At 71.0% G+C, this 24,122-nt stretch carries 20 protein-coding genes; 4 read left to right on the top strand and 16 right to left on the bottom strand.

Annotation, left to right across the window (positions count from 1 at the left end; all coding sequences use genetic code 11):
* Window positions 1-45: 45 nt before the first annotated feature.
* The 16 genes from ACWC0C_RS21025 to rsmH all read right to left on the bottom strand — a co-directional run bounded on the left by ACWC0C_RS21025 (window position 46) and on the right by rsmH (window position 18,067).
* Window positions 46-1,161 carry a DivIVA domain-containing protein gene (locus ACWC0C_RS21025; protein WP_449196060.1) on the bottom strand — a complete coding sequence of 372 codons (1,116 nt, stop codon included), beginning with the start codon at window positions 1,159-1,161 and terminating at the stop codon, window positions 46-48.
* Between the two features lie 52 nt (window positions 1,162-1,213).
* Window positions 1,214-1,504, bottom strand: a complete 291-nt coding sequence (locus ACWC0C_RS21020; protein ID WP_449196061.1) for a YggT family protein — start codon at window positions 1,502-1,504, stop codon at window positions 1,214-1,216.
* Window positions 1,505-1,564: 60 nt separating this feature from the next.
* The gene (locus ACWC0C_RS21015; RefSeq protein ID WP_066992671.1) at window positions 1,565-2,206 is read right to left on the bottom strand and encodes a cell division protein SepF; all 642 of its coding nucleotides are present in this window, start codon (window positions 2,204-2,206) and stop codon (window positions 1,565-1,567) included.
* Between the two features lie 128 nt (window positions 2,207-2,334).
* The gene (locus tag ACWC0C_RS21010) at window positions 2,335-3,054 is read right to left on the bottom strand and encodes a YggS family pyridoxal phosphate-dependent enzyme (protein WP_450865216.1); all 720 of its coding nucleotides are present in this window, start codon (window positions 3,052-3,054) and stop codon (window positions 2,335-2,337) included.
* A gap of 6 nt (window positions 3,055-3,060) precedes the next feature.
* A complete protein-coding gene (gene pgeF, locus ACWC0C_RS21005) occupies window positions 3,061-3,792 on the bottom strand; it encodes a peptidoglycan editing factor PgeF (protein WP_450865215.1) in 732 nt (243 codons plus the stop codon).
* Complete coding sequence (gene ftsZ / locus ACWC0C_RS21000) at window positions 3,789-4,994, bottom strand: cell division protein FtsZ (RefSeq protein ID WP_449196064.1); 1,206 nt, start codon at window positions 4,992-4,994, stop codon at window positions 3,789-3,791. The genes pgeF and ftsZ overlap by 4 nt, the downstream gene beginning before the upstream one ends.
* A gap of 279 nt (window positions 4,995-5,273) precedes the next feature.
* Window positions 5,274-6,068 (bottom strand): cell division protein FtsQ/DivIB, encoded by a 795-nt coding sequence (locus ACWC0C_RS20995; RefSeq protein ID WP_450865214.1) that lies wholly within the window; start codon window positions 6,066-6,068, stop codon window positions 5,274-5,276.
* Window positions 6,069-6,094: 26 nt separating this feature from the next.
* The gene (gene murG, locus ACWC0C_RS20990; protein WP_449196066.1) at window positions 6,095-7,183 is read right to left on the bottom strand and encodes an undecaprenyldiphospho-muramoylpentapeptide beta-N-acetylglucosaminyltransferase; all 1,089 of its coding nucleotides are present in this window, start codon (window positions 7,181-7,183) and stop codon (window positions 6,095-6,097) included.
* A gap of 6 nt (window positions 7,184-7,189) precedes the next feature.
* Window positions 7,190-8,551, bottom strand: coding sequence for a putative lipid II flippase FtsW (gene ftsW / locus ACWC0C_RS20985; RefSeq protein ID WP_449196067.1), 1,362 nt, complete (start codon window positions 8,549-8,551; stop codon window positions 7,190-7,192).
* Between the two features lie 68 nt (window positions 8,552-8,619).
* Entirely contained in the window at window positions 8,620-10,056 is a 1,437-nt protein-coding gene (murD, locus tag ACWC0C_RS20980) for a UDP-N-acetylmuramoyl-L-alanine--D-glutamate ligase (protein WP_450865213.1), read from the bottom strand.
* Complete coding sequence (mraY, locus tag ACWC0C_RS20975) at window positions 10,038-11,111, bottom strand: phospho-N-acetylmuramoyl-pentapeptide-transferase (RefSeq protein ID WP_449196069.1); 1,074 nt, start codon at window positions 11,109-11,111, stop codon at window positions 10,038-10,040. The genes murD and mraY overlap by 19 nt, the downstream gene beginning before the upstream one ends.
* Entirely contained in the window at window positions 11,108-12,523 is a 1,416-nt protein-coding gene (locus ACWC0C_RS20970; protein ID WP_450865212.1) for a UDP-N-acetylmuramoyl-tripeptide--D-alanyl-D-alanine ligase, read from the bottom strand. The genes mraY and ACWC0C_RS20970 overlap by 4 nt, the downstream gene beginning before the upstream one ends.
* Window positions 12,524-12,551: 28 nt before the next feature.
* Window positions 12,552-14,207: a UDP-N-acetylmuramoyl-L-alanyl-D-glutamate--2,6-diaminopimelate ligase gene (locus ACWC0C_RS20965; protein WP_450865211.1), complete on the bottom strand. Its 1,656-nt coding sequence runs from the start codon at window positions 14,205-14,207 to the stop codon at window positions 12,552-12,554.
* A 28-nt stretch (window positions 14,208-14,235) separates the two neighbouring features.
* Window positions 14,236-16,203, bottom strand: a complete 1,968-nt coding sequence (locus ACWC0C_RS20960; protein ID WP_450865210.1) for a peptidoglycan D,D-transpeptidase FtsI family protein — start codon at window positions 16,201-16,203, stop codon at window positions 14,236-14,238.
* A gap of 214 nt (window positions 16,204-16,417) precedes the next feature.
* Window positions 16,418-17,038: a septum formation initiator family protein gene (locus ACWC0C_RS20955; protein ID WP_450865209.1), complete on the bottom strand. Its 621-nt coding sequence runs from the start codon at window positions 17,036-17,038 to the stop codon at window positions 16,418-16,420.
* A 72-nt stretch (window positions 17,039-17,110) separates the two neighbouring features.
* Window positions 17,111-18,067 carry a 16S rRNA (cytosine(1402)-N(4))-methyltransferase RsmH gene (gene rsmH / locus ACWC0C_RS20950; protein WP_450865208.1) on the bottom strand — a complete coding sequence of 319 codons (957 nt, stop codon included), beginning with the start codon at window positions 18,065-18,067 and terminating at the stop codon, window positions 17,111-17,113.
* A gap of 420 nt (window positions 18,068-18,487) precedes the next feature.
* Here rsmH and ACWC0C_RS20945 point away from each other — a divergent pair, with 420 nt between their 5' ends.
* From ACWC0C_RS20945 to ACWC0C_RS20930, 4 genes are all read left to right on the top strand, one after another.
* Window positions 18,488-19,036 (top strand): beta-class carbonic anhydrase, encoded by a 549-nt coding sequence (locus ACWC0C_RS20945; protein WP_449196075.1) that lies wholly within the window; start codon window positions 18,488-18,490, stop codon window positions 19,034-19,036.
* Window positions 19,037-19,281: 245 nt separating this feature from the next.
* A complete protein-coding gene (locus ACWC0C_RS20940; RefSeq protein ID WP_450865207.1) occupies window positions 19,282-20,325 on the top strand; it encodes an AAA family ATPase in 1,044 nt (347 codons plus the stop codon).
* A complete protein-coding gene (locus ACWC0C_RS20935; protein ID WP_450865206.1) occupies window positions 20,325-21,686 on the top strand; it encodes a DUF58 domain-containing protein in 1,362 nt (453 codons plus the stop codon). The genes ACWC0C_RS20940 and ACWC0C_RS20935 overlap by 1 nt, the downstream gene beginning before the upstream one ends.
* Window positions 21,683-24,067, top strand: coding sequence for a transglutaminase TgpA family protein (locus ACWC0C_RS20930; RefSeq protein ID WP_450865205.1), 2,385 nt, complete (start codon window positions 21,683-21,685; stop codon window positions 24,065-24,067). Before ACWC0C_RS20935 ends, ACWC0C_RS20930 begins: the two co-directional genes overlap by 4 nt.
* Window positions 24,068-24,122 lie beyond the last annotated feature (55 nt).

Below are 24,122 nucleotides of genomic sequence, written 5' to 3'. Positions count from 1 at the left end.
ATTGAACGCTGCCGACGCCGTTGTCGTACTAGTGTCCGCGGCCCGTCAGTTGTCGTCCTCGTCGATCAGGAACCCGCGCATCGGCGAGGGTGCCTGGCCCATCGGGGACGGACCCTGCGGACGAACCGGGGCCATGGGCTGGGTCATGGCCGGGGTCATCTGCTGCTGGCCACCGTACGACGGGGCGGACGGAGCGGGGTTGCCGCCCATCGTCTGGTTGCCGCCGTAGGACGGGGCGCCGGCGCCGGCCGGAGCCATGGAGGGCGCCGGGGACGGCGGCAGGGACGCGGTGGCCGGGGTACGCGGCGGGGCCAGGGAGTCGTCGGCCTGGGTCTCCAGCTGGCGCAGCTGGGACTCGAGGTACGACTTCAGGCGCGTGCGGTACTCGCGCTCGAAGCCGCGCAGGTCCTCGACCTTGCGCTCCAGCGTGGCGCGGGCGGACTCCAGGGAGCCCATCGCGACGCGGTGCTTCTCCTGCGCGTCCCGCTCCAGGGCGTCGGCCTTGGCACGGGCGTCACGCTCCAGACCCTCGGCGCGGCTGCGGGCCTCGCCGACGATCTTGTTGGCCTCGGAGCGGGCCTCGGCGATCGCCTGGTCGGCGGTCTGCTGGGCCAGCGAGAGGACTCGGGCGGCGCTGTCGCCACCAGGGCCCTGACCGGGCATGCCGGGTCCACCCATGGGACCACCCATGCCCATCGGCTGCTGCATGGGCGGCTGACCGCCCATCGGGCCCTGACCCATCGGACCCTGGCCCATCGGGCCGGGACCCTGCGGGCCGCCCTGACCGCCGGGGCCGGCGGGCAGCTGCGGGGCGCCGCTGGGCAGCTGGGGCGGGCCTCCCATGGGGCCGCCCATCTGCTGCTGCGGCGGGCCCGATATTCCGGCGGGCACCGGCGCGCCGGGTCCTCGCATGCCCTGCTGCTGCGGGTGCTGCTGCTGGTCCTGCTCCGGCGGACCCTTGCGCATGTTCTGCTGGTTCTGCGCGGCCGCACGGGTCGCCGCGGCCAGCTTGGCACGCAGGTCCTCGTTCTCGCGGAGCAGACGGGTCAGCTCGGCTTCGACCTCGTCGAGGAAGGCATCGACCTCGTCCTCGTCATAGCCTTCTCGGAGGCGGACGGTCGTGAACTGCTTGTTCCGCACGTCCTCGGGGGTCAACGGCATCTCTTCACCTCAACGTAGTCATCGGCAGTCGGCAAGACCGTATCGTCCATGCTCATCCTCCAAAGTTCCCCGTGATGGTGAGGAGGATGTAGACGATGATCATCAGCACGAAGAAGGACAGGTCGAGCGCCACGCCCCCGAGACGCAGCGGCGGGATGAACCGCCGCAGAAGCTTCAGCGGTGGATCGGTGACAGTGTAGGTGGCCTCCAGTACGACCACCATCGCCTTGCCGGGTTGCCACGAGCGGGCGAACTGGAACACGTAATCCATGACCAGCCGGAAGATGAGCACGGCGAGGAATGCCAGCAGCGCGGTGTGCACCACCAGAACGAACACGCTCATGGCCTGCGCTTCCCTCTCCCCTGTTCCGTGTCTTCCGAACTTCGATCCGGTTCTTGTGTCTCAGCTCTGGTTGAAGAACCCGCCCTCTGCGATGCGGGCCTTGTCCTCCGCCGTGACATCGACGTTAGCAGGAGACAACAGAAACACCTTCTGCGTCACCCGCTCGATGCTGCCGTGAAGACCAAACACCAAACCGGCCGCAAAGTCGACAAGTCGCTTCGCATCTGTGTCGTCCATCTCAGTCAAATTCATGATCACCGGGGTGCCCTCACGGAAGTGTTCCCCGATGGTACGGGCCTCGTTGTAGGTCCGGGGGTGAAGCGTGGTGATCCGGTAAGGCTCTCGCTCGGACACAACCTTGGGCATGATCACCGGTGCGTTCTTCTCGAGGGACTGACGTTCTTGTGTGATGGATGCCACGGGCGCGATGCGCGCCGGACGTCCGGATTCCGCGGCGAGCGAAGTCGAACGGGCCACCGGCTCGCGCGGCGCAGGCGGTTGCACGATTCGCACCTCTTCGTCCCTTTGGGACTGATGTGCGCCGTGCGATTGGTGTGAAGATTCATGCCGTCGGTGGTCCCGCTCGGGCTCCGGGTCCAGCTCCGGCTCGAAGTCGTCGTCGGGGTCGAAACCGCGGCCGTCGTACCCATCGTCCTCCACGAGGCCGAGGTAGACCGCCATCTTGCGCATCGCGCCGGCCATTCTCTGAGTCCTCCGCTCTGTGGTGGATCGGCTGACGACTGCCAAGTGCCCGCGATCCACGAGGTCGTTGCGCCCGCCTTGACAGGCACTGACCATATTTTCTGCTGTGGTCCGACTTCCTGGCGACGTTACCCGAGCCTGGGGCGGACTCCGAGTACCGCAGTGCCGACGCGCACATGTGTCGCACCGGCGGCCACGGCCTGTTCGAGGTCCGCACTCATCCCTGCCGACACCATGGTTGCAGCCGGATGGGCCCGGCGCAGGTCAGTCGACAAATCCATGAGCCGCTCGAACGCCGCCTGTTCGCGTCCCGCGTACTGCCCGGTGAGCGGAGCGACGGTCATCAGCCCGTCGAGCCGTAGTCCCGGCGCCCGGCCGACGAGGTCGGCCAACTCTTCGATTCCGCCCGGGGCCACGCCTCCGCGTTCGCCCCGGCCGCTCACGCCCGCGTCGAGCGCCACCTGGATCAGGCAGCCCACCTCACGCTCCGCCCGCACCGCTTCGTTCGACAGCGCGGTGACGAGCCGGGCGCGGTCCACGGACTGCACGACATCGGCGTAACCGACCACGGAACGGACCTTGTTGGTCTGCAATTGACCGACAAAGTGCCATTTCAGCGGCAGATCCGCACACGCGGCGGCCTTCGGCGCCGCGTCCTGGTCACGGTTCTCGGCGACATGACGCACACCGAGTTCCGACAGGATCCGCACATCGCTCGCCGGGTAGGTCTTGGTGACCACGATCAGGGTCACCTCCTCCCGCTTGCGCCCGGCCGCCACACACGCGGCGGTGATGCGCTCCTCCACTTTCGCCAGATTTCCGGCGAGTTCGGTCTTACGGTCCGTCATGCCTCATCAGTCCAGCCACACATAGCCCGCGAGCCGCCCCGTCGTGCGGTCCCGGCGGTACGAGAAGTGATCGTCCGACTCCAGCGTGCACTCCGGCGCCTGCGCCCGGTCGCGCACCCCGAGCCGGTCGAGCTGCGCGTGCACCCCGGCGCTCACGTCGAGCGCCGGCGTGCCCCAGCTCGTTTCAGCGTGCGCCGCCGGCTCTACGGCCGCCACCTCGGCGCGCATCGTCTCCGGCACCTCGTAGCACCGCCCGCACACGGCCGGTCCGGTGCGGGCGACGATCCGGCCCGGTTCGGCGCCGAGTTCGGTCATGGCCCGTACGGCCGCCGGGACGACCCCCTTGACCATGCCCGGCCGGCCCGCGTGCGCCGCCGCAACGACCCCGGCGACGGGATCGGCCAGCAGCACCGGCACACAGTCGGCGGTGAGGACGGCGAGGGCGAGCCCCCGGCGGGCGGTGACGATCGCGTCGACCTCCGGTACCGGGCTCCCCGTGCCCCAGGGGGCGTCCACCACGGCCACGTCGGCACCGTGCACCTGGTTCATCCAGACGACCTGGCCCGGGTCCAGGCCGAGCGACTTGGCCGCGATGTCCCGGTTGGCCCGTACGGCCTCGGGGGCGTCGCCGACCGCGCCGCCGAGGTTGAGCTCCTCATACGGAGCGGCGCTCACCCCACCCCACCGGTCGGTGAAGGCGAAGTGCGCGCCGCTCACGCTCTCGCGCCGTCCTATCACTTCAGGAAGTCCGGGACGTCCAGCTCTTCGGCCGCGCTGTCCGAGTAGGTCCGCGGCGACGGCGTCACCGGCGGGGCGGTCGGGACGTCGGCCACCGGCTCGGGCGCCGGCTCCGGCTCCTCCTTCGGCGTCACGCTGCCGAGCGAGCCGAAGGTCGGCCGGCTGGGCTCGGTCTGCCGCGCCGCAGGCTCCTCGCGGCGGGAGGACGTCGAAGTCGAGGCCGAGCCGAGGACGTTGTCCCGGCGGGCGGGTGGCTGGCCGCCGTCGAAGCCGGCCGCGATCACGGTGACCCGCACCTCGTCACCGAGGGCGTCGTCGATGACCGCGCCGAAGATGATGTTGGCCTCGGGGTGGGCGGCCTCGCTGACCAGCTGGGCGGCCTCGTTGATCTCGAACAGGCCGAGGTCGGATCCGCCGGAGATGGAGAGCAGCACACCGCGGGCACCGTCGATGGAGGCCTCCAGCAGCGGCGAGGAGATCGCCATCTCGGCCGCGGCCACCGCGCGGTCGTCGCCGCGGGCGGAACCGATGCCCATGAGGGCCGAACCGGCCTCGGACATGACCGACTTCACGTCGGCGAAGTCGAGGTTGATCAGGCCGGGGGTGGTGATGAGGTCCGTGATGCCCTGGACACCGGAGAGCAGGACCTGGTCGGCGGACTTGAAGGCGTCAAGGACCGAGACCTGGCGGTCCGAGATGGACAGCAGCCGGTCGTTGGGGATCACGATGAGGGTGTCGACCTCTTCGCGCAGCTCGGCGATGCCGTCCTCGGCCTGGTTCGCGCGGCGCCGTCCCTCGAAGGTGAACGGGCGCGTGACCACGCCGATGGTGAGGGCACCGAGGGAACGCGCGATGTTGGCCACGACGGGTGCGCCGCCGGTGCCGGTGCCGCCGCCTTCACCGGCCGTCACGAAGACCATGTCGGCCCCCTTGAGGACCTCCTCGATCTCCTCGCGGTGGTCCTCGGCGGCCTTGCGGCCGACGGCCGGGTTCGCTCCTGCGCCGAGTCCTCGGGTGAGTTCCCGGCCGACGTCGAGCTTGACGTCGGCGTCGCTCATCAACAGCGCCTGCGCGTCGGTGTTGATGGCGATGAACTCGACGCCCTTGAGACCGACCTCGATCATCCGGTTGATGGCATTGACACCACCGCCGCCGACACCGATGACCTTGATGACTGCGAGGTAGTTCTGCGGTGCTGCCACGTCGAAGGCCTCTCGCCTCGAATTACGTTGTCGCCGCCGGGCGGTGCCCCGCGCCGGGACGACGGATGCCGAATGGGACGGTCCGTAGCGCCGACCCGAACCCTAACCCTGAAGTTTAGGGTTACCAGTGTGTCTGTTCCCTGGAGTTCTCTGAACAGGACACTAAGTCGACAAGTGGCGCCCGTTCAACGAACACGCCGAACCTCCCGTTTTTCTTTTCACCCTATGTGATCAGCCGTAGCAGTGCCCAACCAGGGTGCTGGCCTGCGCTGATGTGCGTCAACTCCCCGATGACGCCGGGGCGGTGGGAACGCCGACGTCGAAGTGCCGCGCGCCGGGAGCTGCTTTCATGAGTGCCGTGAGGGCCCGTGCCTTGGCGCGGCCGTTTTCGGCACTGCCCCATGCCACCGTGCGGCCGTCGGCCAACTCCAGCGAGATGGCGTCGTAGGAACGGACTTGAACGCTCCGGGTGGCCTTCGCCACGGCGCCCGGGAGATCGCCGGCGACCCGGACCGCCTCGCGCACCAGCCGGTCGGCACCGAAGCGCCGGTTGCTCGCGGCACCCGAACCCGACCGGGAAAGGGACAATTCCAGCAAAGGAACGCCGTTCGGCGCCTGCGGGACCGTGGCGAAACGGACACCGTCGTCATCGACTTCGACGAAGCCCTCATCGTCTCGGACCAGCAGCACCGGGGTGCGCTCGGTCACTTTCAGACCGATTCCATGCGGCCAGGCGCGGACGACGTCAACGGTGTCAATTCTGGGCAATTTCCGGCGAAGTCGGGCTTCGATGGCATCCGTGTCGACGGAAATCATGGGTGCCCCGACCGGTACGTCGGCCGCCTCGCGGACCTCTGCCGGAGTCAGCACCCGCGTGCCGGACACCGAGACATGCCCGACGCGCAGCCATGCCGAGCCGTACAACACCCAAGTGGTACCGGCCCCGAGGAGCACGAGAACGACGGCCAGGATGACCATCGCACGAAGGCGGGGTCGTCCCAACCGGCGGGCGGACGGCGGGCCGGACGACTCCTGCTTGCGTTCACCGCGCTCGGCGGTGGAGGGTCCGGCCACGCTCACTGCCCTTTCGTCATACGGTCCTAACGGCGCGAGGCGATCGCCTCGTACACCATGCCGACGAGCAGCTCGTCGGCGTCCCGGCGGCCGAACTCGCTTGCCGCGCGGGACATCTCGTACAGCCGGTGCGGGTCGGCGAGCACGGGCAGGACGTTCTGCTGCACCCACTCGGGCGTCAGCTCCGCGTCGTCGACGAGGAGTCCGCCGCCGGCCTTCACCACCGGCTGGGCGTTGAGCCGCTGTTCGCCGTTGCCGATGGGCAGCGGGACGTAGGCGGCCGGGAGTCCGACGGCGGAGAGTTCGGCGACGGTCATCGCGCCCGCGCGGCAGAGCATCATGTCGGCCGCGGCGTACGCGAGGTCCATCCGGTCCAGGTAACTTACCGGGATATAGGGGGGCATTCCCGGCATCTGCTGCACCCGCGGCAGTTCGTTCTTCGGGCCGACCGCGTGCAGGATCTGAATGCCGGCCTGCTGGAGCCACGGCGCGACCTGCTGGACGACCTCGTTGAGGCGCCGGGCCCCCTGCGAGCCGCCGGTGACGAGCAGCGTCGGCAGGTTCGGGTCGAGCCCGAACATCGCGCGGGCCTCGGGACGGGCGGCGGCGCGGTCCAGGGTGGCGATGGACCGACGCAGCGGGATGCCGATGTAGCGGGCGTCGCGCAGCTTGCTGTCCGGAGTGGAGACGGCGACCCGGGCCGCGTACCGCGAGCCGATCTTGTTGGCCAGGCCGGGACGGGCGTTGGCCTCGTGGATCACGATGGGCACACCGAGGCGCTTGGCAGCCAGATAGCCGGGTAGGGCGACATAACCGCCGAAACCGACCACCACGTCCGCCTTGGTGCGTTCCAGGATCTGCTCGGCGGCCTTGATCGTGCCGCGCAGCCGGCCGGGAACGGTGATCAGCTCTGGGGTGGGCTTGCGGGGCAGCGGCACCGCCGGGATCAGCGCCAGCTCGTAGCCGCGCTCCGGGACGAGCCGGGTCTCCAGGCCGCGCTCCGTGCCCAGGGCCGTGATCCCCACGGTCGGGTCCTGCCTGCGCAGGGCGTCCGCGAGGGCGAGCGCGGGCTCGATGTGGCCGGCGGTCCCCCCACCGGCGAGTACGACATGCACCGAAATTCACCGCTCTCCGGACGAACGCGCCACCGAGGCACGCCGTCGCATCGTGTTCCATCTCCGGGGACTCCGACCGGACCCGGAGCCCCCAGTACCCCGCTTTCTACCAAAGCGGGGTTGCCGCATCGCAAGCGCCGCCCGCGCAGCGGGCTCGTCGCGCGCGAAAGCGATCAGCAGCCCGATGGCGAACATGGTCGGCAGCAGGGCGGACCCTCCGTAGGAGAACAGCGGGAGGGGGACGCCGGCGATCGGCAGCAGGCCGAGCACCGCACCGATGTTGATCACCGCCTGGGCGGTGATCCAGGTGGTCACGCCTCCCGCGGCGTACCTCACGAAGGGGTCCTCCGTGCGTCCGGCCACGCGGATACCCGCATAGCCTAGAGCCGCGAACAGGGCCAGTACCGACAGCGTCCCCGCCAGGCCCAGTTCCTCACCGGTGACCGCGAAGATGAAGTCGGTGTGGGCTTCCGGGAGTTGCCCCCATTTTTCCACACTTGCGCCGAGACCGGAGCCGAAGAGTCCGCCGGAGGCGAGAGCATAGATGCCGTGCACGGCCTGCCAGCAGTCGGCGCCGCCCGTCCTGGGCTGCGTGGCGCCGATGCAGGCGAGCCGGGCCATCCGGTTGGGGCTGGTCTTGATCAGGACGAAACCGATCAGAACGGCGATCTGGAGGACCCCGACGAACAGTCTCGTCGGCGCCCCGGCGAGCCACAGCAGGCCGAACAGGATCGCCGTGAGAATGATCGCGGTGCCCATGTCGCCGCCGAGCATGATCAGCCCGAGCAGCAGGAAGGTGACCGGCACCAGCGGCACCAGCATGTGCTTCCACTGGGTCAGCAGCTTCCGCTCCTGCTTGCGCGCGATCAGGTCCGCACCCCACAGCACCAGGGCCAGCTTGCCGAACTCGCTCGGCTGGATCTGGAAGGAGCCGCCGAGGGAGATCCAGTTCTGGTTGCCGTTGACCGCCATCCCTATCCCCGGCACCTGCACCAGGGCCATCAGGAAGACGGCACCGGCCAGCATCGGGTAGGCCAGCGCGCGGTGCAGCTTCACCGGCATGCGGGAGGCCACGAACAGCAGTACGCCGCCCATCACGGCGGCCAGCAGCTGCTTGCGGAAGAAGTACGACCCCGGCAGCGACATCTGCAGCGCGGTGACCTGGGAGGCCGAGTAGACCATGACCAGGCCCAGCACGGTGATCAGCACGCTGCCGCCGAGGATCAGGTAGTAGGCGGTCAGCGGGCGGTCCCAGGCCTTGCGGGCACGGTCGTAGAGCCGTTGGACGGCACTCTCGCGCGGGGGGACGGCGGGACGCGGACGGGACGCCCCCCGTGCGGGCGGCTTTCCGGTACGGCTACTGGGCATCGGCGCCTCCACCGAACGTCGACCGTCCCACGCGTCCCTCCCAAGATCCGCCCGGCAGGCGGCCGGGGTCAGGCTCCGAGTTCGCGGACCGCCGCCGCGAACGCGTCACCGCGCTGGTTGTAGTTGGTGAACATGTCCATGGAGGCGCAGGCCGGGGCGAGCAGCACCGTGTCACCGGGCTGCGCGAGCCGCTTGGCTTCCGTCACCGCCTGCAGCATCGCCCCAGTGTCGGTCCGGTCGAGGTCCACGACGGGTACTTCCGGGGCGTGTCGCGCGAGGGCCTCGCGGATCAGGGCACGATCGGCGCCGATCAGGACGGCGCCGCGAAGTCGCTTCGCCGACTTGGCGACCAGCTCGTCGAAGGCCGCGCCCTTCGCCAGACCGCCCGCAATCCATACAATCGACTCATATGTCGCCAACGAGGCTTCGGCGGCATGTGTGTTGGTGGCCTTGGAGTCGTCCACGTATGCCACGGAGTCGATGTCGGCGACGTGCGCGATGCGGTGGGCGTCCGGCCGGAAGGCCCTGAGGCCCTCGCGTACGGCCTTGGCCGGTACCCCGAAGGCGCGCGCGAGGGCCGCCGCGGCAAGGGCGTTGGCGATGTTGTGCGGGGCCGGCGGGTTGATGTCGGAGACCTCGGCCAGCTCCTGGGCGTTCTTCTGCCGGTTCTCCACGAAGGCGCGGTCGACCAGGATCCCGTCCACGACGCCGAGTTGGGAGGGCGCGGGGGCGCCGAGGGTGAAGCCGATCGCCCGGCAGCCCTCCTCGACATCGGCCTCGCGCACCAGCTCCTCGGTGAGCTTGTCGGCCACGTTGTAGACGCAGGCGACCCGATTGCCTTCGTAGATACGGCCCTTGTCGGCGGCGTAGGCCTCCATGGAGCCGTGCCAGTCGAGGTGGTCCGGGGCGAGGTTGAGGACGACCGCCGAGTGGGCGCGCAGCGAGGGCGCCCAGTGCAGCTGGTAGCTGGAGAGCTCGACCGCGAGAACGTCGTACCGCTCCTCGCCGAGGACCACGTCCAGCAGGGAGACGCCGATGTTGCCGACGGCGGCCGTGCGCAGGCCCGCGGCCTTCAGGATGGACGCGAGCATCTGCACGGTCGTGGTCTTGCCGTTGGTGCCCGTCACGGCCAGCCAGGGCGCCGCGTCGGGGCCGCGCAGGCGCCAGGCCAGCTCGACGTCGCCCCAGACCGGCACGCCCGCCTCGGCCGCCGCGGTGAACAGGGGCTTGCCGGGCTTCCAGCCGGGCGCGGTGACGATCAGCTCGGTGCCCTCCGGCAGGGTCGCCCCGTCGCCGAGGCGCACGGTGATCCCGAGCGCCTCCAGCTCCGCGGCCTGCTCACGCGCGCGTGCGTCGTCGCCGTCGTTGACGACCGTGACGATCGCCCCGCGCGCGTGCAGCACCTTGGCCGCCGGGACGCCGGAGACACCGAGCCCGGCGACGGTGACGTGCTTGCCCTGGAAGTCGAAGAGCTCCGAGGTGGAGGTCACTTGTCCGCTGCCCATCCTGCATAGAAGAGGCCCAGTCCGACAATCACACAGATGCCCTGGATGATCCAGAATCGGACCACCACCAGGACTTCGGACCAGCCCTTGAGTTCGAAGTGGTGCTGGAGTGGCGCCATCCGGAAGACGCGCTTGCCGGTGAGCCGGAAGGAGCCGACCTGGATGACGACCGACATGGTGATCAGGACGAACAGGCCGCCCATGATGGCCAGCAGCAGCTCCGTGCGGGAGAGGATGGCCAGACCGGTCAGGACACCGCCGAGCGCGAGCGAACCGGTGTCGCCCATGAAGATCTTCGCCGGCGAGGTGTTCCACCACAGGAAGCCCAGGCAGGCGCCCATCAGCGCGGAGGCGATCACCGCGAGGTCGAGCGGGTCGCGCACCTCGTAGCAGGCGGCCGGGTTGGTCAGCGTCTGCGCGTTGGCGCAGGACTCCTGGAACTGCCACACGCCGATGAACGTGTAGGCGCCGAAGACCAGCACGGAGGCTCCGGTGGCCAGACCGTCCAGACCGTCGGTGAGGTTCACGCCGTTCGACATCGCGAGGATCATGAACAGCGCCCAGACGACGAACAGCACCGGGCCGATCGTCCAGCCGAAGTCGGTGATGAAGGACAGCTTGGTGGAGGCCGGGGTGTGGCCGCGCGCGTCGGCGAACATCAGCGACAGCACGGCGAAACTGATGCCGACGATCAGCTGGCCGGCCATCTTCGCCTTGGCCCGCAGGCCCAGCGAACGCCGCTTGACGATCTTGATGTAGTCGTCGAGGAAGCCGACCAGGCCCATGCCGAACATCAGGCCGAGGACCAGGATGCCGGAGTAGGTGGGCGGGTAACCCGTGATGAGCTTGCTCAGGAAGTACGCGGCGATCGTCGCCAGGATGAAGGCGATGCCGCCCATGGTCGGCGTACCGCGCTTGCTGGCGTGCTCGCGCGGGCCGTCGTCACGGATGTACTGGCCGTAGCCCTTGCGGGCGAGGAGCTTGATCAGCAGCGGCGTGCCGATCAGCGTCAGGAAGAGGCCAATGACTCCTGAGAACAGGATCTGCTTCATCATCGGGCGGCAACCTCGCCCTCGGCACCGGTCTCGACGAGCGCCTGGGCAACGCTCTCCAGACCCACCGAACGGGACGCCTTCACGAGCACGACGTCCCCCGGGCGCAACTCGCTGCGCAACAGGTCGATCGCCGCCTGTGCGTCGGACACGTGCACCGACTCCTCACCCCACGAACCCTCGTTATATGCGCCCAGTTGCAGCCAGGAGGCCTCAATCCCCCCGACGGCGACGAGCTTGCTGACGTTGAGCCGGACGGCGAGCCGTCCGACGGCGTCGTGCTCGGCGAGCGCCTCGTCCCCCAGCTCGGCCATCTTGCCGAGCACCGCCCACGTGCGGCGCCCCTTGCCCATGGCCGCGAGCGCCCGGAGGGCGGCCCGCATGGACTCGGGGTTGGCGTTGTAGGCGTCGTTGACGATGGTCACGCCGTCCGGCCGCTCGGTGACCTCCATGCGCCAGCGGGAGAGGGAGCCCGCCTCGGAGAGCGCGGTGGCGATCTCTTCCGCGGACATGCCCAGCTCATGGGCGACGGCGGCCGCGGCGAGCGCGTTCGACACGTGGTGCTCACCGTACAGGCGCATGGTCACATCGCATGCACCGGAGGGTGTGAGAAGCCTGAAGGAGGGCTGTCCGCTGTCCGTGAGTCGCACGTTCTCGGCGCGTACGTCCGCTTCGGCCGACTCTCCGAAAAGGACCACCTTCGCCTTGGTACGGGAGGCCATGGCCCGGACCAGCGGGTCGTCGGCGTTGAGGATCGCCGCACCGCCGTCCTCGGCCGGAGGCAGCGCCTCGACCAGCTCCCCCTTCGCCTGGGCGATCTGCTCCCGGCCGCCGAACTCGCCGATGTGGGCGGTGCCCACGTTGAGGACCAGGCCGATCCTCGGCGGGGTCAGGTCGGTCAGGTAGCGGATGTGCCCGATGCCCCGGGCGCCCATCTCCAGCACGAGGAACTGCGTCTCCTCGGTGGCCGACAGGGCGGTCAGCGGCAGGCCGATCTCGTTGTTGAGCGAGCCGGGCGTGAAGACCGTCGGCGCCTTGCGCCGGAGCACCTGCGCGATCAGGTCCTTGGTGCTGGTCTTGCCCGCCGAGCCGGTCAGGGCGACCAGGGCCGCGCCGAGCCGCCGTACGACGTGCCGGGCGAGGGCACCGAGGGCGGTCTGGACGTCCTCGACCACGATCGCGGGCACGCCGACGGGGCGCGACGCCAGTACGGCGACCGCGCCCGCCTCGACGACCTGCGGTGCGAAGTCGTGGCCGTCCACGCGCTCGCCGGCGAAGGCGGCGAACAGGCTGCCGGGCACCACCTCGCGGGAGTCCCGGACGACCGGTCCCGTGACCTGGACGGACGGATCAGGTATGTCGTGCGTCTGCCCGCCGACGACTGCTGCGATCTCGGCGAGGGAGAGGGCGATCACAAGTTCATCCCCTGGGTCTTCTGGATTTTCATCCCTGGGTCTTCTGGATGGCTTCGCGGAGCACCTGGCGGTCGTCGAAGGGACGGACCACGCCGGCGATGTCCTGGCCCTGCTCGTGGCCCTTGCCCGCGACCAGCAGGGTGTCGCCGGCCTGGGCGCGGCCCACGGCGGCGGCGATCGCCGCGGCCCGGTCCTCGAAGAGGAGCACCTCGCCGCGCTCGTGCGCGGGCACGGAGGCGGCGCCCTGGAGCATGGTCGCGAGGATCGCGAGCGGGTCCTCGGAGCGGGGATTGTCGGAGGTCAGTACGGCCGTGTCGGCGAGCCGGGCCGCGGCGGCACCCATCGGTGCGCGCTTGGTCTGGTCACGGTCGCCGCCGCAGCCGAGGACCACGTGCAACCGGCCCTTGGTGACCTTGCGCAGCGCCTTGAGCACGGACTCGACGGCGTCGGTCTTGTGGGCGTAGTCCACGACGGCGAGGTAGGGCTGCCCGGCGTCCACGCGCTCCAGACGGCCGGGGACGCCCGGGACGGCGGCGATGCCGTCGGCGGCGGTCTGCGGGTCGAGACCGGCCGCGGCGAGGGCGACGACGGCGGCGAGGGTGTTCGCCACGTTGAAGGGTCCCGGCAGCGGCGACTTGGCGTGGATCCGCTCGCCGTTCGGGCCGAGGACGGTGAACGTCGAGTCCATGGGGCCGACCCGGACGTCCTCGGCGCGCCAGTCGGCGTCGGGGTGGCCCTCGGCGGAGAAGGTGACGACGGGGACCGTGGCCTCCTTCGCGAGCCGACGGCCGTACTCGTCGTCGGCGTTGATCACGCCCAGCCTGCTGCGTTCCGGGGTGAACAGCTGCGCCTTGGCCCGGAAGTAGTCCTCCATGTCGGAGTGGAACTCCATGTGCTCCGGGCTGAGGTTGGTGAAGACGGCGATGTCGAAGACACAGCCGTCGACCCGGCCGAGGACCAGGGCGTGGCTGGAGACCTCCATGGCGACCGCCTCGACACCGCGTTCGCGCATGACGGCGAAGAGTGCCTGGAGGTCGGTGGCCTCGGGGGTGGTGCGCTCGGACTTGATGCGCTCGTCGCCGATGCGCATCTCGACCGTGCCGACCAGGCCGGTCGACCTGACCGTCTTCAGGCCGCCCTCGACGAGGTAGGCCGTGGTGGTCTTGCCGGAGGTGCCGGTGATGCCGATCTGGAGCAGGTCGCGGCCGGGGCGGCCGTAGATCGTCGCCGCCAGTTCGCCCATCCGCGCGCGCGGGTCGTCCACGACGAGGACCGGCAGCCCGGTCGCGGCGGCGCGCTCGGCGCCCGTCGGGTCGGTGAGCACGGCGGCCGCGCCGAGGCCGGCGGCCTGGGTGACGAAGTCCGCGCCGTGCAGGCGGGCGCCCGGGAGGGCGGCGTACAGGTCGCCGGGGCGGACGGCGCGCGAGTCGTGGGTGATCCCCGTGATCTCGGCGGCGGCCCCCGCAGCGGCGGCACCCAGCTGATCGGCCAGTTCCGCGAGGGGTGTGGCGGAGACCTGAGCCGGTCGCGGCGGTCCCGGATATGTCACGGAAGCGCCCTTCTGGGTGGTTTGGGACTGATCAGCGTGTGGCACGGCGGTGAGCGTACCGGGCGCAGCCGCTCCGGGGCGAAGCGAGGGGCTGTCGGCCCCTTGGTTCCCGGCGTCGGGGGTGATCGTTGTCACGAGTTCGTTCCTGGTGTTCCGGTGCTGATCAGGGCTTGTAGTCGACGGGCAGGGCGGCGGCCGGCCCCCCGGTCGGCGGGACCTGGAGAGTCTTCAGGGCGAACTCCATCACCTGCTTGTAGATGGGACCGCAGATCTGGCCGCCGTAGTAGTTGCCCGAGGTGGCGTTCTGGATGGCGCAGTAGACGGTGATCCGGGGGTTGTCGGCGGGGGCGAAGCCGGCGAAGGACGAGGTGAAGCCGCGGTACTTGCCGGTGGCCGGATCCACGCGGTTGGCCGTGCCGGTCTTACCGGCGACGTTGTAGCCGGGGATACGCGCCTTGGCGCCGGTGCCCTGCTCGTCGTCCACGACGGACTCCAGCATCTGGGCGAGCGTCTTGGCGGTCTTCTCGCTGACGACCCGCGTCTCCTTGGCCTTGGGCGCCGGGGTGAAGCGCCCGTCGGCGCCCTTGGTGCCGCGCACCAGGGTCGGCTGGATCCGGACCCCGCCGTTGGCGATGGTCGAGTACACGGAGGCGGCCTGCATCGCGTTGAGGGAGAAGCCCTGGCCGAAAGGAATCGTGTACTGCTGCGAGGTGGACCACTTCTGGTACGGCGCGAGGATGCCCGGCGTCTCTCCCGGGAAACCGAGCCCGGTGGAGCTGCCGATGCCGAACTTGCGCAGATACGAGTAGAGGACCTTGTTGGCCTCGGGCTGGGTCTTGCCGAGCTGGCCGGTGGCGAGGATGGTGCCGATGTTGCTGGACTTCGCGAGGACGCCGTTGAGCGTGAGGTACCAGGTGCCGTGGTCGACGTCGTCCGAGAAGAGCCGGTCGCCGCGGTGCAGCCGGTTGGGTACGACGACGTGGGTGAGCGGGGTCGCCGCGTTCTCCTCCAGCACGGCTGCCATGGACATGACCTTGGCGGTGGAGCCGGGTTCGTAGGCGTCCTGGAGGGCCGCGTTGCCCATGGCCGCGCCGTCGGCCTTCGACAGGTCGTTGGGGTTGAAGCCCGGCGAGTTGGCCATGGCCAGGATCTGCCCGGTGCGGGTGTCCTGGACGACCACGTAACCGCGGTCGGCCCTGGACTTCTGCACCTGCTCGGTGATCGCGTTCTGCGCGGCCCACTGGATGTCGCGGTCGATGGTCAGCTCGACGTCGGAGCCGGGCACGGCGGGGGTCTCCGCCGATCCCGCGGTGGGCACCTCACGCCCGCCGGACTGGGCATAACGGATCTTGCCGTCCTTCCCGGCCAGCTGCCTGTTCAGCTGCTGCTCGACGCCGCCGCCGCCCTGGCCGTCGGCGTTGACCCAGCCCAGTATCCCGGCGGCGAGATCGCCGTTCGGATACACCCGCTGGCTGCTGGGGTCGGCGAAAACACCGGCGAGCACGTTGGCGGTGTTGTTGTCCGTCCCCGCCTTCTTGGCGAGGGCGTTCTTCAGGTCCTTGATCTGCTTCCAGACCTGCGGGGTCTGCCGGGTGGCGAGCCGGGCGTACCGGGAGTTCTTGTTCTCGGGCCGCAGCTTCTTCACGATCGCGGCCTGGTCCTGCCCGAGGATCGGCGCGAGCAGCGCGGCGGCCTGCTCGGGCCCGTCGTCGATCTTCAGCTGCTTCCTGCCGAACATCGTCGGATCGGCCGTGATGTCGTACGCGTCCTCGCTGATGGCGAGGGCCACGCCGTTGCGGTCGGTGATCCCGCCGCGCTCGGCGGCCAGCGTGTGCACGACATACCGGTTCTGCTCGGCCCGCGCGGCGTACGCGCTGGCGTCGACGGCCTGCACCTGGAGCAGCCGTACCACGAAGGCGAGCAGCACCAGGGTCAGCGTGAGGCTGACCATGCGCAGCCGGGGCCGCGGGCTGCCGAGCCGGAGGGGCCGGTAGGCCGGCGGCCGCGCACCGCTCGGCCGCCGCACCGGACGCGCACCGGGCCCCGGCTGCCGGCGCACGGCAGCACTCCTGGGCCGCGGCGGCCTGGCAGGCCCGGGCACCCGGCGGCGCGGCGGTTCCCTGTCGGACACTTCCGTCACCTGCCGGGGGTCGGGGTCGGAATGGACTGGACGATCGAACGCGGCACCACAGCACCCGCCGGAGCACAGCACCGGACCGGCCGGCACCACCTCACGCGCACCTCACGGCCACGGCCACCGCTCCCCGCACCCGAGTCACTCGAGCAGAGCGCAGACGCAGGCCCGGGCACCCGGCGGCGCGGCGGTTCCCTGTCGGACACTTCCGTCACCTGCCGGGGGTCGGGGTGGGAGTGGGGGTGAGCTGGAGGTTGGCCGGTGGCGGGGGGACGGCCACGGCCGGATCGGGGGTCGCGGGGGCGGGCTGGGGTGTTGTGGCGGCGGGCTGCGGCTGGGGGGTTACGGCGGCGGGCTGCGGCTGGGGCTGGCCCTGGGCCGCCGGGACGGGCGCGGGGGTCGCGGGGAGGGCGGTGGGCGGAGTCGGGGTCCCGGTCGCGACCGAGGCGGTGAGGGCGGCGGGCTCGGGGCTCGCGGCGCTCGGGACGCCCTTGATCTTGCCGTCGGAGCCGAGGAAGGCCGGGTCGCCACCGGGGACCATGCCGAGTTCGCGGGCGCGGCGCTGGAGGGCGTCGGGGGACGAGTAGGCGTCGATGTCCCGCTGGAGGGCCTGCTCCTCGTCGGTGAGGCTCTTCGTCTGCTTCTGCAGGTCGGCGAGTTTGAACGAGCCTTCGCTGAGCGCGGAGTTCAGCACCAGCAGACCGATGAGGCCGCCGCTGAGGAGCAGGACGACCAGGAGCACGAACGGCGCGCGGGCGGCCCGCGCACGGCCTGCCGGGAAGAGCCGGGCGAGCCGCGCGGCCCGCCCCCTCAGTACGGGTTTCCTACTCACGGCTCCCCCGATGAACTCGGAAATCCGCACGACCCCCTACGTGAGTCCGGGAATCCAACCGACCCGTCTCCCTCACTCGGCGTCCTCCCTGATGCGCTCGGCACCGCGCAGCCGGGCCGGTGCGGCCCGGCGGTTCTCGGCGACCTCTTCCTCGGTGGGAAGTTCGGCACCCCGGGTGAGCAGCTTGAGCCGCGGCTGGTAGCGCTCGGGCACCACCGGCAGCCCGGGCGGCGCGGTGGACGCGGCACCGGCCGCGAACACCTGTTTGACCAGCCGGTCTTCGAGCGAGTGATACGACAGCACGGCGATCCGCCCGCCGACGGCGAGGGACTTCACCGCCGCCGGGATCGCCCGCTCCAGGACGGCCAGTTCACCGTTGACCTCGATACGCAGCGCCTGGAAGGTGCGCTTGGCGGGGTTGCCGCCGGTGCGCTTGGCGGCCTGCGGGAGGGCGTCCCGGATCAGCTCGACCAGGCGCGCGCTGTTGCTGAACGGCTCCTTCTCGCGCTCCCGGACGATCGCGGCCACGATCCGCTTGGCCTGCTTCTCCTCGCCGTACGCGCGCAGGATGCGCACGAGTTCGCCCGCCGGATAGGTGTTGAGGACCTCGGCGGCGCTGATGCCGGTCGTCTGGTCCATGCGCATGTCCAGGGGCGCGTCCTGGGCGTAGGCGAAGCCGCGGTCGGCCTCGTCCAGCTGCATGGAGGAGACCCCGAGGTCGAACAGAACGCCCTGCACGCGCGCGATGCGCAGCCGGTGCAGTACCTCGGGCAGTTCGTCGTAGACGGCGTGCACCAGCGTGGCGCGCTCACCGAAGGGCGCCAGCCGCTCGCCGGACAGCCGCAGCGCCTCCTTGTCCCGGTCGAGTCCGATCAGCCGCGCCTCGGGGAACCGGGCGAGCAGCGCCTCGCTGTGTCCGCCGAGGCCGAGGGTGCAGTCGACGACCACCGCTCCCGGGCGCTCCAGGGCGGGCGCCAGCAGGTCCAGGCACCGCTGGAGCATCACCGGGACGTGTCGACTCTGGCTCAAGGGGGCCTCTCATCTTCCGGCAGGGCCGTACGCACCGCCGGGTCCCCGCCAGCTCGTGAGGGGGAGGCCTGCCGGCGCCGGAAGCGTCTGCCGGACCGGGAGCGGGAGGAGGCCGAGCCGTACGTACGCGCCGCGCACGTGGGGAGACGGTCCGGATGCGGTCCGGGGTCTCCGGGGGTTTCACCAGCAGGGAGAGCCGCGTCTCCCGCTTCGCGCCACTTTAGTCCACCCTGTCTCGCGGTCAATCAACCGGCCTGCGCGTCGCCTACCGCATCGCGGCGGGGACCGCAATTCGGCGGGATTCACCCGCCCGGAGCAGGTTTGCCCTCCCTGTGGGTTAGCTCACAACAAGCCGCGATGACGTTCTTTGTCCCCTCTCACAGAGAGCCAGGACCGGGCGTGACCAGTAACGTCATGAGTATGACGACTTCCGCAGCAGTTCCCACTGGATCCGAAGGCGCCATACCCGACAGCGGCACCGTGACGGATCGCCTGGTGGAGTCCAACCAGACGTACGCCGCCGAGTTCACCGACCCGGGCATGGACGCCCGTCCCGTCCTGAGGGTCGCCGTCGTGGCGTGCATGGACGCCCGCCTCGACCTGCACGCCGCGCTCGGCCTGGAGCTCGGTGACTGTCACACCATCCGCAACGCCGGTGGTGTCGTCACCGACGACGTGATCCGCTCCCTGACCATCAGCCAGCGGGCGCTCGGCACCCGCAGCGTCGTGCTCATCCACCACACCGGCTGCGGCATGGAGTCCATCACCGAGGACTTCCGGCACGACCTGGAGATGGAGGTCGGCCAGCGGCCGGCCTGGGCGGTGGAGGCCTTCCGGGACGTCGACCAGGACGTCCGCCAGTCCATGCAGCGCGTGCGCACCTCGCCGTTCCTGCTGCACACCGACGACGTGCGCGGTTTCGTGTTCGACGTGCGCACCGGTCTGCTGCGCGAGGTCGACCCGGCCTGACCGGGCGAACCGGCCGGCCACCCCGAAAGCATCCCGCCACCCCCGTATCGAAAATGCGGTCGAAAAAGACGTAAGACCGACATCGTGCGGGCAGTTGTCCACAGGCGAGTGACACGAATCGGTAACGGCGGCAAGAATGCGGGTGTGACGTCACGCGGAACCTTTCCGGCGTGGTGTCCGTGTTTCGGGGTGGGCCGGTTTCGCAAGCAGCGTCGGCCCGGAAAGAACGGGCCGAGGAGGGCCGGGTGACGACCTATGACGATCGAGCGAGCCTCACTGATCTGACCGCCACGGTGGAGCGGGTGCGCGGTTCGGTGGAAGGCGTGATCGAGGGCAAGCCCGAGGTCGTACGGCTCGCGCTGACCGTGCTGCTCGCCGAGGGCCACCTGCTGATCGAGGACGTCCCCGGCGTGGGCAAGACGATGCTGGCCAAGGCGCTGGCACGGTCCATCGACTGCTCTGTGCGGCGCATCCAGTTCACGCCCGACCTGCTGCCCTCGGACATCACCGGTGTGTCCATCTGGGACCAGCAGCGCCGGGACTTCGAGTTCAAGCCGGGCGCCATCTTCGCGCAGATCGTGATCGGCGACGAGATCAACCGCGCCTCGCCCAAGACCCAGTCGGCGCTGCTGGAGTCCATGGAGGAGCGGCAGGTCACCATCGACGGGCAGACGTACGAACTGCCCAGCCCGTTCATGGTGGTGGCCACGCAGAACCCCGTCGAGATGGAGGGCACCTACCCGCTGCCCGAGGCCCAGCGCGACCGTTTCATGGCCCGCGTCTCCGTCGGCTACCCGAGTGTGGAGGCCGAGCTGCAGATGCTCGACATCCACGGCGGAGCGAGCCCGCTGGAGGACCTGCAGCCGGTGGCGCACGCGCACGAGATCGTGAAGCTGATCGAGGCGGTGCGCGGGGTGCACGTCTCCGAGCCGGTCCGGCGGTACGCGGTGGAGCTGGTCGCCGCCACGCGCACCCACCCCGACCTCAGACTCGGCGCCTCCCCGCGCGCGACGCTGCATCTGCTGCGCGCGGCGAAAGCCTCCGCGGCCCTGGCCGGCCGGGAGTACGCCCTGCCGGACGACGTCCAGGCGCTCGCCGTCGCCGTCCTCGCGCACCGCCTGCTGCCCACGGCCCAGGCCCAGCTGAACCGCCGTACGGCCGAGCAGGTCGTGCGGGAGATCCTCCAGCACACCCCGGTGCCCGCGGCTCCGGGACAGCAGTCACCGGGCTTCGGCGGCCTCGGCCGGAACGTCCCGGCGTATCCCCAGCAGCCCCCGCGGAGTCTGTGATGAGTGCCGGGGGGACCGGGCAGGCGGAGTCCGACCGCGGGGAGACGGGCGGCGTCCGTACGGCCCTGGAGGGCCTGACGACCCGTGGCCGTTCCTTCCTGGCGGCCGGTATCGCAGCCGCGATCTGCGCGTACGTCCTGGGCCAGAGCGATCTGCTGCGGGTCGGCCTGCTGCTGGCCTCGCTGCCCCTGATCTGCGCGACGGTGGTGTACCGCACGCGTTACCGGGTGGCCGGCACCCGCCGCCTCGCCCCCGCGCGCGTGCCGGCCGGCAGCGAGGCCCGGGTGCACCTGCGGATGGACAACGTCTCCCGGCTGCCCACCGGCCTGCTGATGCTCCAGGACCGGGTGCCGTACGTCCTCGGGCCCCGTCCCCGGTTCGTGCTGGACCGGGTGGAGCCGGGCGGCCGCCGCGAGGTGTCCTACCGGGTCCGCTCCGACCTGCGCGGCCGCTACCCGCTGGGCCCGCTCCAGCTGCGGCTGACGGACCCGTTCGGGATGTGCGAACTCACCCGTTCCTTCTCGACGTTCGATACCCTCACAGTCATCCCGCGCGTGGAGCCGCTCACACCGGTCCGCTTCAGCGGCGAGGCGAAGGGGTACGGCGACGGGCGGCAACGCTCGCTCGCCCTGGCGGGCGAGGACGACGTGATCCCGCGCGGCTACCGCTACGGCGACGACCTGCGCCGGGTGCACTGGCGGTCCACCGCGCGCTACGGCGAGTTGATGGTGCGGCGCGAGGAGCAGCCCCGGCGCTCCAGGTGCACCGTCCTGCTGGACACCCGGGGCGGCGCCTACGAGGGCGCGGGCCCCGACTCGGCCTTCGAGTGGGCCGTCTCCGGCGCCGCCTCGGTGCTGGTGCACATGCTCGAACGGGGCTTCTCGGTACGGCTGTTGACCGACAGCGGCAGCATGGTGCCCGGCGAGGGTGCCGACGGGTTCGCCGGCACCGGCCAGGAGAGCGCGGAGGCGGCCGGGCTGATGATGGACACCCTCGCGGTGATCGACCACTCCGACGGCACGGGCCTGTCCCGGGCGTACGACGTGCTGCGCGGCGGCAACGAGGGGCTGCTGGTGGCCTTCCTGGGCGACCTGGACGAGGAACAGGCCGCGAGCGTCGCCAAGATGAGCCGGCGCAGCGGCGGTGCCGTCGCCTTCGTGCTGGACCCGGACACCTGGGTGCGGGAGGCCACCGACGTGCCCCGGCCGGGCGACCGGCACGCCGAGCGGCTGCGCATGCTGCGCGAGGCGGGCTGGACGGCGCTGAGCGTGCCGCGCGGCGCCGCACTGAACGCGCTGTGGCTGCAGGCGGACCGGGAGCGGTCGGGTCTGGCCGCCGTGAGCGGGGAGGCGACGGGATGAGCGGGCGGGCACGACTGGCACTGTGCGCGGCCGCGGCCACGCTGATGGCCTCCTGCTCGCTGCTGCCCCTGGTGGCCGAGCCGACCTGGCTGCTGCAGCTGGTCCCGCTGGTGGCCGTGCAGACCGGGGTGGGCGCGGCGGCCCGCCGGGTGCCGCTGGGCCGGCCGCTGACCGTGGCGGCACAGGCGCTGGTCACCCTGGTGCTGCTGACCCTGGTCTTCGCGCGGGAGTACGCGATCATCGGGCTGGTCCCCGGCCCGAACGCCATCCGGCACTTCGCCGACCTGCTCCAGCAGGGTTCCAACGACGTCAGCGAGTACGCGATACCCGCGCCGCTCACCGATGGCATCAAGCTGATGCTGATCGGCGGCGTCCTGCTGATCGGCCTGCTGGTGGACACCCTTGCCGTCACGTTCCGCAGCGCGGCCCCGGCCGGACTGCCGCTGCTCGCGCTGTACTCGGTGGCCGCCGGGCTGTCCGACGGCGGGGCCGACTGGCTGTGGTTCCTGGTGGCTTCGGCCGGCTATCTGATGCTGCTGCTCGCGGAGGGCCGGGACCGGCTGGCGCAGTGGGGCCGGGTCTTCGGCGGCGCCGCCCGTTCCCCGGGCTCCCCGGAGGCGGGGGCGGTGGCCCCGGTGCGCACCGGACGCCGGATCGGCGCGGTCGCGCTCGGCGCGGCCCTGGTCGTGCCGCTCGCTCTGCCCGCGATGCAGGGCGGCCTGCTCGACGGCGCCGGCACGGGCATAGGAACGGGCAACGGCAACGGCGGCACGATCTCCGCAGTCAACCCGCTGGTGTCGCTGCGCGACAGCCTGAACACGGACAACGACCGCCAGGTGCTGTCCCTGAAGACCAGCACGAACGACATCTCGGACCTGTATCTGCGGATCGTCTCCCTGGACGACTTCGACGGCACCAGCTGGAAACCGGCCCAGCGGCACATCGTCGGCGTACCGGACAAGTTCCCCACACCCATCGGCCTCGCCGCGGACGTCAAGCGCGGCGCGGTGACGACCACGGTCTCGGCGTCGGACTGGTACGCCCAGGACTGGCTGCCGATGCCGTACCCGCCGAGCGAAGTGAGGATCGGCGGCCGCTGGCGCTACGAGCCGGTCGGCATGACCCTCGTCGGCGACCGCGGCCAGACCACGCGCGGTGCGACCTACCAGGTCACCAGCCTGGACGTGCGACCCACGGCCGAGCAGCTGGCCACGGCGCCGGAGCCGCCGGCGGCCCTGAAGCGCGAGTACACGAAGGTGCCGTCCGCGCTGCCGCAGGTGGTGGCCAAGACCGCCAAGGAGATCACGGCGGGCGCCCGCAACCACTACGAGGAGGCGGTCAAGCTCCAGGACTACTTCGCCGTCTCGGGCGGCTTCCAGTACGACACCCAGGTGGAGGTCGGCCGCGGTCCGAACGCCATCGCGAACTTCCTGAAGAAGAAGCAGGGCTTCTGCGTCCACTTCTCCTTCTCCATGGCGGCGATGGCCCGCACCCTCGGCATCCCGGCCCGGGTCGCGGTGGGCTTCGCGCCCGGCACCCCGCAGGCCGACGGCACGGTCGCGGTGAACCAGAAGGACGCGCACGCCTGGCCCGAGCTGTACTTCGAGGGCGTGGGCTGGACCCGCTTCGAGCCGACCCCGACCCGCGGCACCACGCCGTCGTACACCGTTTCGAACACGCCCGGCACCTCGCTGCCCGATCAGGGCCTGCCGTCGCACCAGTCGTCCACGGCACCCTCGGCGGCGGCCTCGCCGAGCCAGAGCTGCACGCCCCAGCTGATCAAGGTGCAGGGCTGCGACACCGCCTCCGCCGTGGCGGCCCCGCACAGCGGCGGCGGTGGCACGGGCCCGTGGTGGTATCTGCTGATCGGCCTGACCGCGCTGGTGGTACTGGCGATTCCGCTGTCGCCGCTGCTGTGGCGGATGCGGGTGCGGTCGGTACGGCTGGGCGCGCACGCCCGGACCGAGCAGGGCGCGGCGGCGCACACCCTGGCGGCCTGGCGGGAGCTGACGGACAGCGCCTGGGACCACAGCATCACGCCGGACGACTCGCTGACCCCGCGCAGGGCGGCCGCCCGGATCGTCGACCTCGGGCGGTTGGATCCGGCGGCGGGTGCCGCGGTGCACCGGGTCGCGGACGCGGTGGAGCAGGTGCTGTACGCGCCTCGGCCGCGCCCGGCGGCGGGTGCGGCGGAGGATGTGCGCAGGGTGATCGAGGGGCTGCGCGGCACGGTGGGCACCGGCACACGGTTGCGGGCACTGTTCCTGCCGCGCTCGTCGGTGCGGGTGCTGTGGGCGGTGTCGGGTCGCTGGTCGGCCCTCAGGACCCGGGTGACGGCGACCAGGCCCAGCCTGCGCCGCCCGTCGCAACAGCAGGGCTGAGACAACGTGTGAGGGGCGACCACCTGGTGGTGGTCGCCCCTCACACGTTGTCTGT

This window comes from Streptomyces sp. NPDC001709 (assembly GCF_053596375.1).
The sequence above is the reverse complement of the archived record's forward strand: the minus strand, read 5'-3'. Positions and strand labels throughout refer to the sequence as shown.

What these genes read in the sequence shown, in the direction of transcription:
- ACWC0C_RS21025 (WP_449196060.1), bottom strand. Translation starts at nt 1,161, where the DNA reads ATGCCGTTGACCCCCGAGGACGTGCGGAACAAGCAGTTCACGACCGTC.
- ACWC0C_RS21020 (WP_449196061.1), bottom strand. Translation starts at nt 1,504, where the DNA reads ATGAGCGTGTTCGTTCTGGTGGTGCACACCGCGCTGCTGGCATTCCTC.
- ACWC0C_RS21015 (WP_066992671.1), bottom strand. Translation starts at nt 2,206, where the DNA reads ATGGCCGGCGCGATGCGCAAGATGGCGGTCTACCTCGGCCTCGTGGAG.
- ACWC0C_RS21010 (WP_450865216.1), bottom strand. Translation starts at nt 3,054, where the DNA reads ATGACGGACCGTAAGACCGAACTCGCCGGAAATCTGGCGAAAGTGGAG.
- ftsW (WP_449196067.1), bottom strand. Translation starts at nt 8,551, where the DNA reads ATGCCCAGTAGCCGTACCGGAAAGCCGCCCGCACGGGGGGCGTCCCGT.
- murD (WP_450865213.1), bottom strand. Translation starts at nt 10,056, where the DNA reads ATGGGCAGCGGACAAGTGACCTCCACCTCGGAGCTCTTCGACTTCCAG.
- mraY (WP_449196069.1), bottom strand. Translation starts at nt 11,111, where the DNA reads ATGATGAAGCAGATCCTGTTCTCAGGAGTCATTGGCCTCTTCCTGACG.
- ACWC0C_RS20945 (WP_449196075.1), top strand. Translation starts at nt 18,488, where the DNA reads ATGACGACTTCCGCAGCAGTTCCCACTGGATCCGAAGGCGCCATACCC.
- ACWC0C_RS20935 (WP_450865206.1), top strand. Translation starts at nt 20,325, where the DNA reads ATGAGTGCCGGGGGGACCGGGCAGGCGGAGTCCGACCGCGGGGAGACG.
- ACWC0C_RS20930 (WP_450865205.1), top strand. Translation starts at nt 21,683, where the DNA reads ATGAGCGGGCGGGCACGACTGGCACTGTGCGCGGCCGCGGCCACGCTG.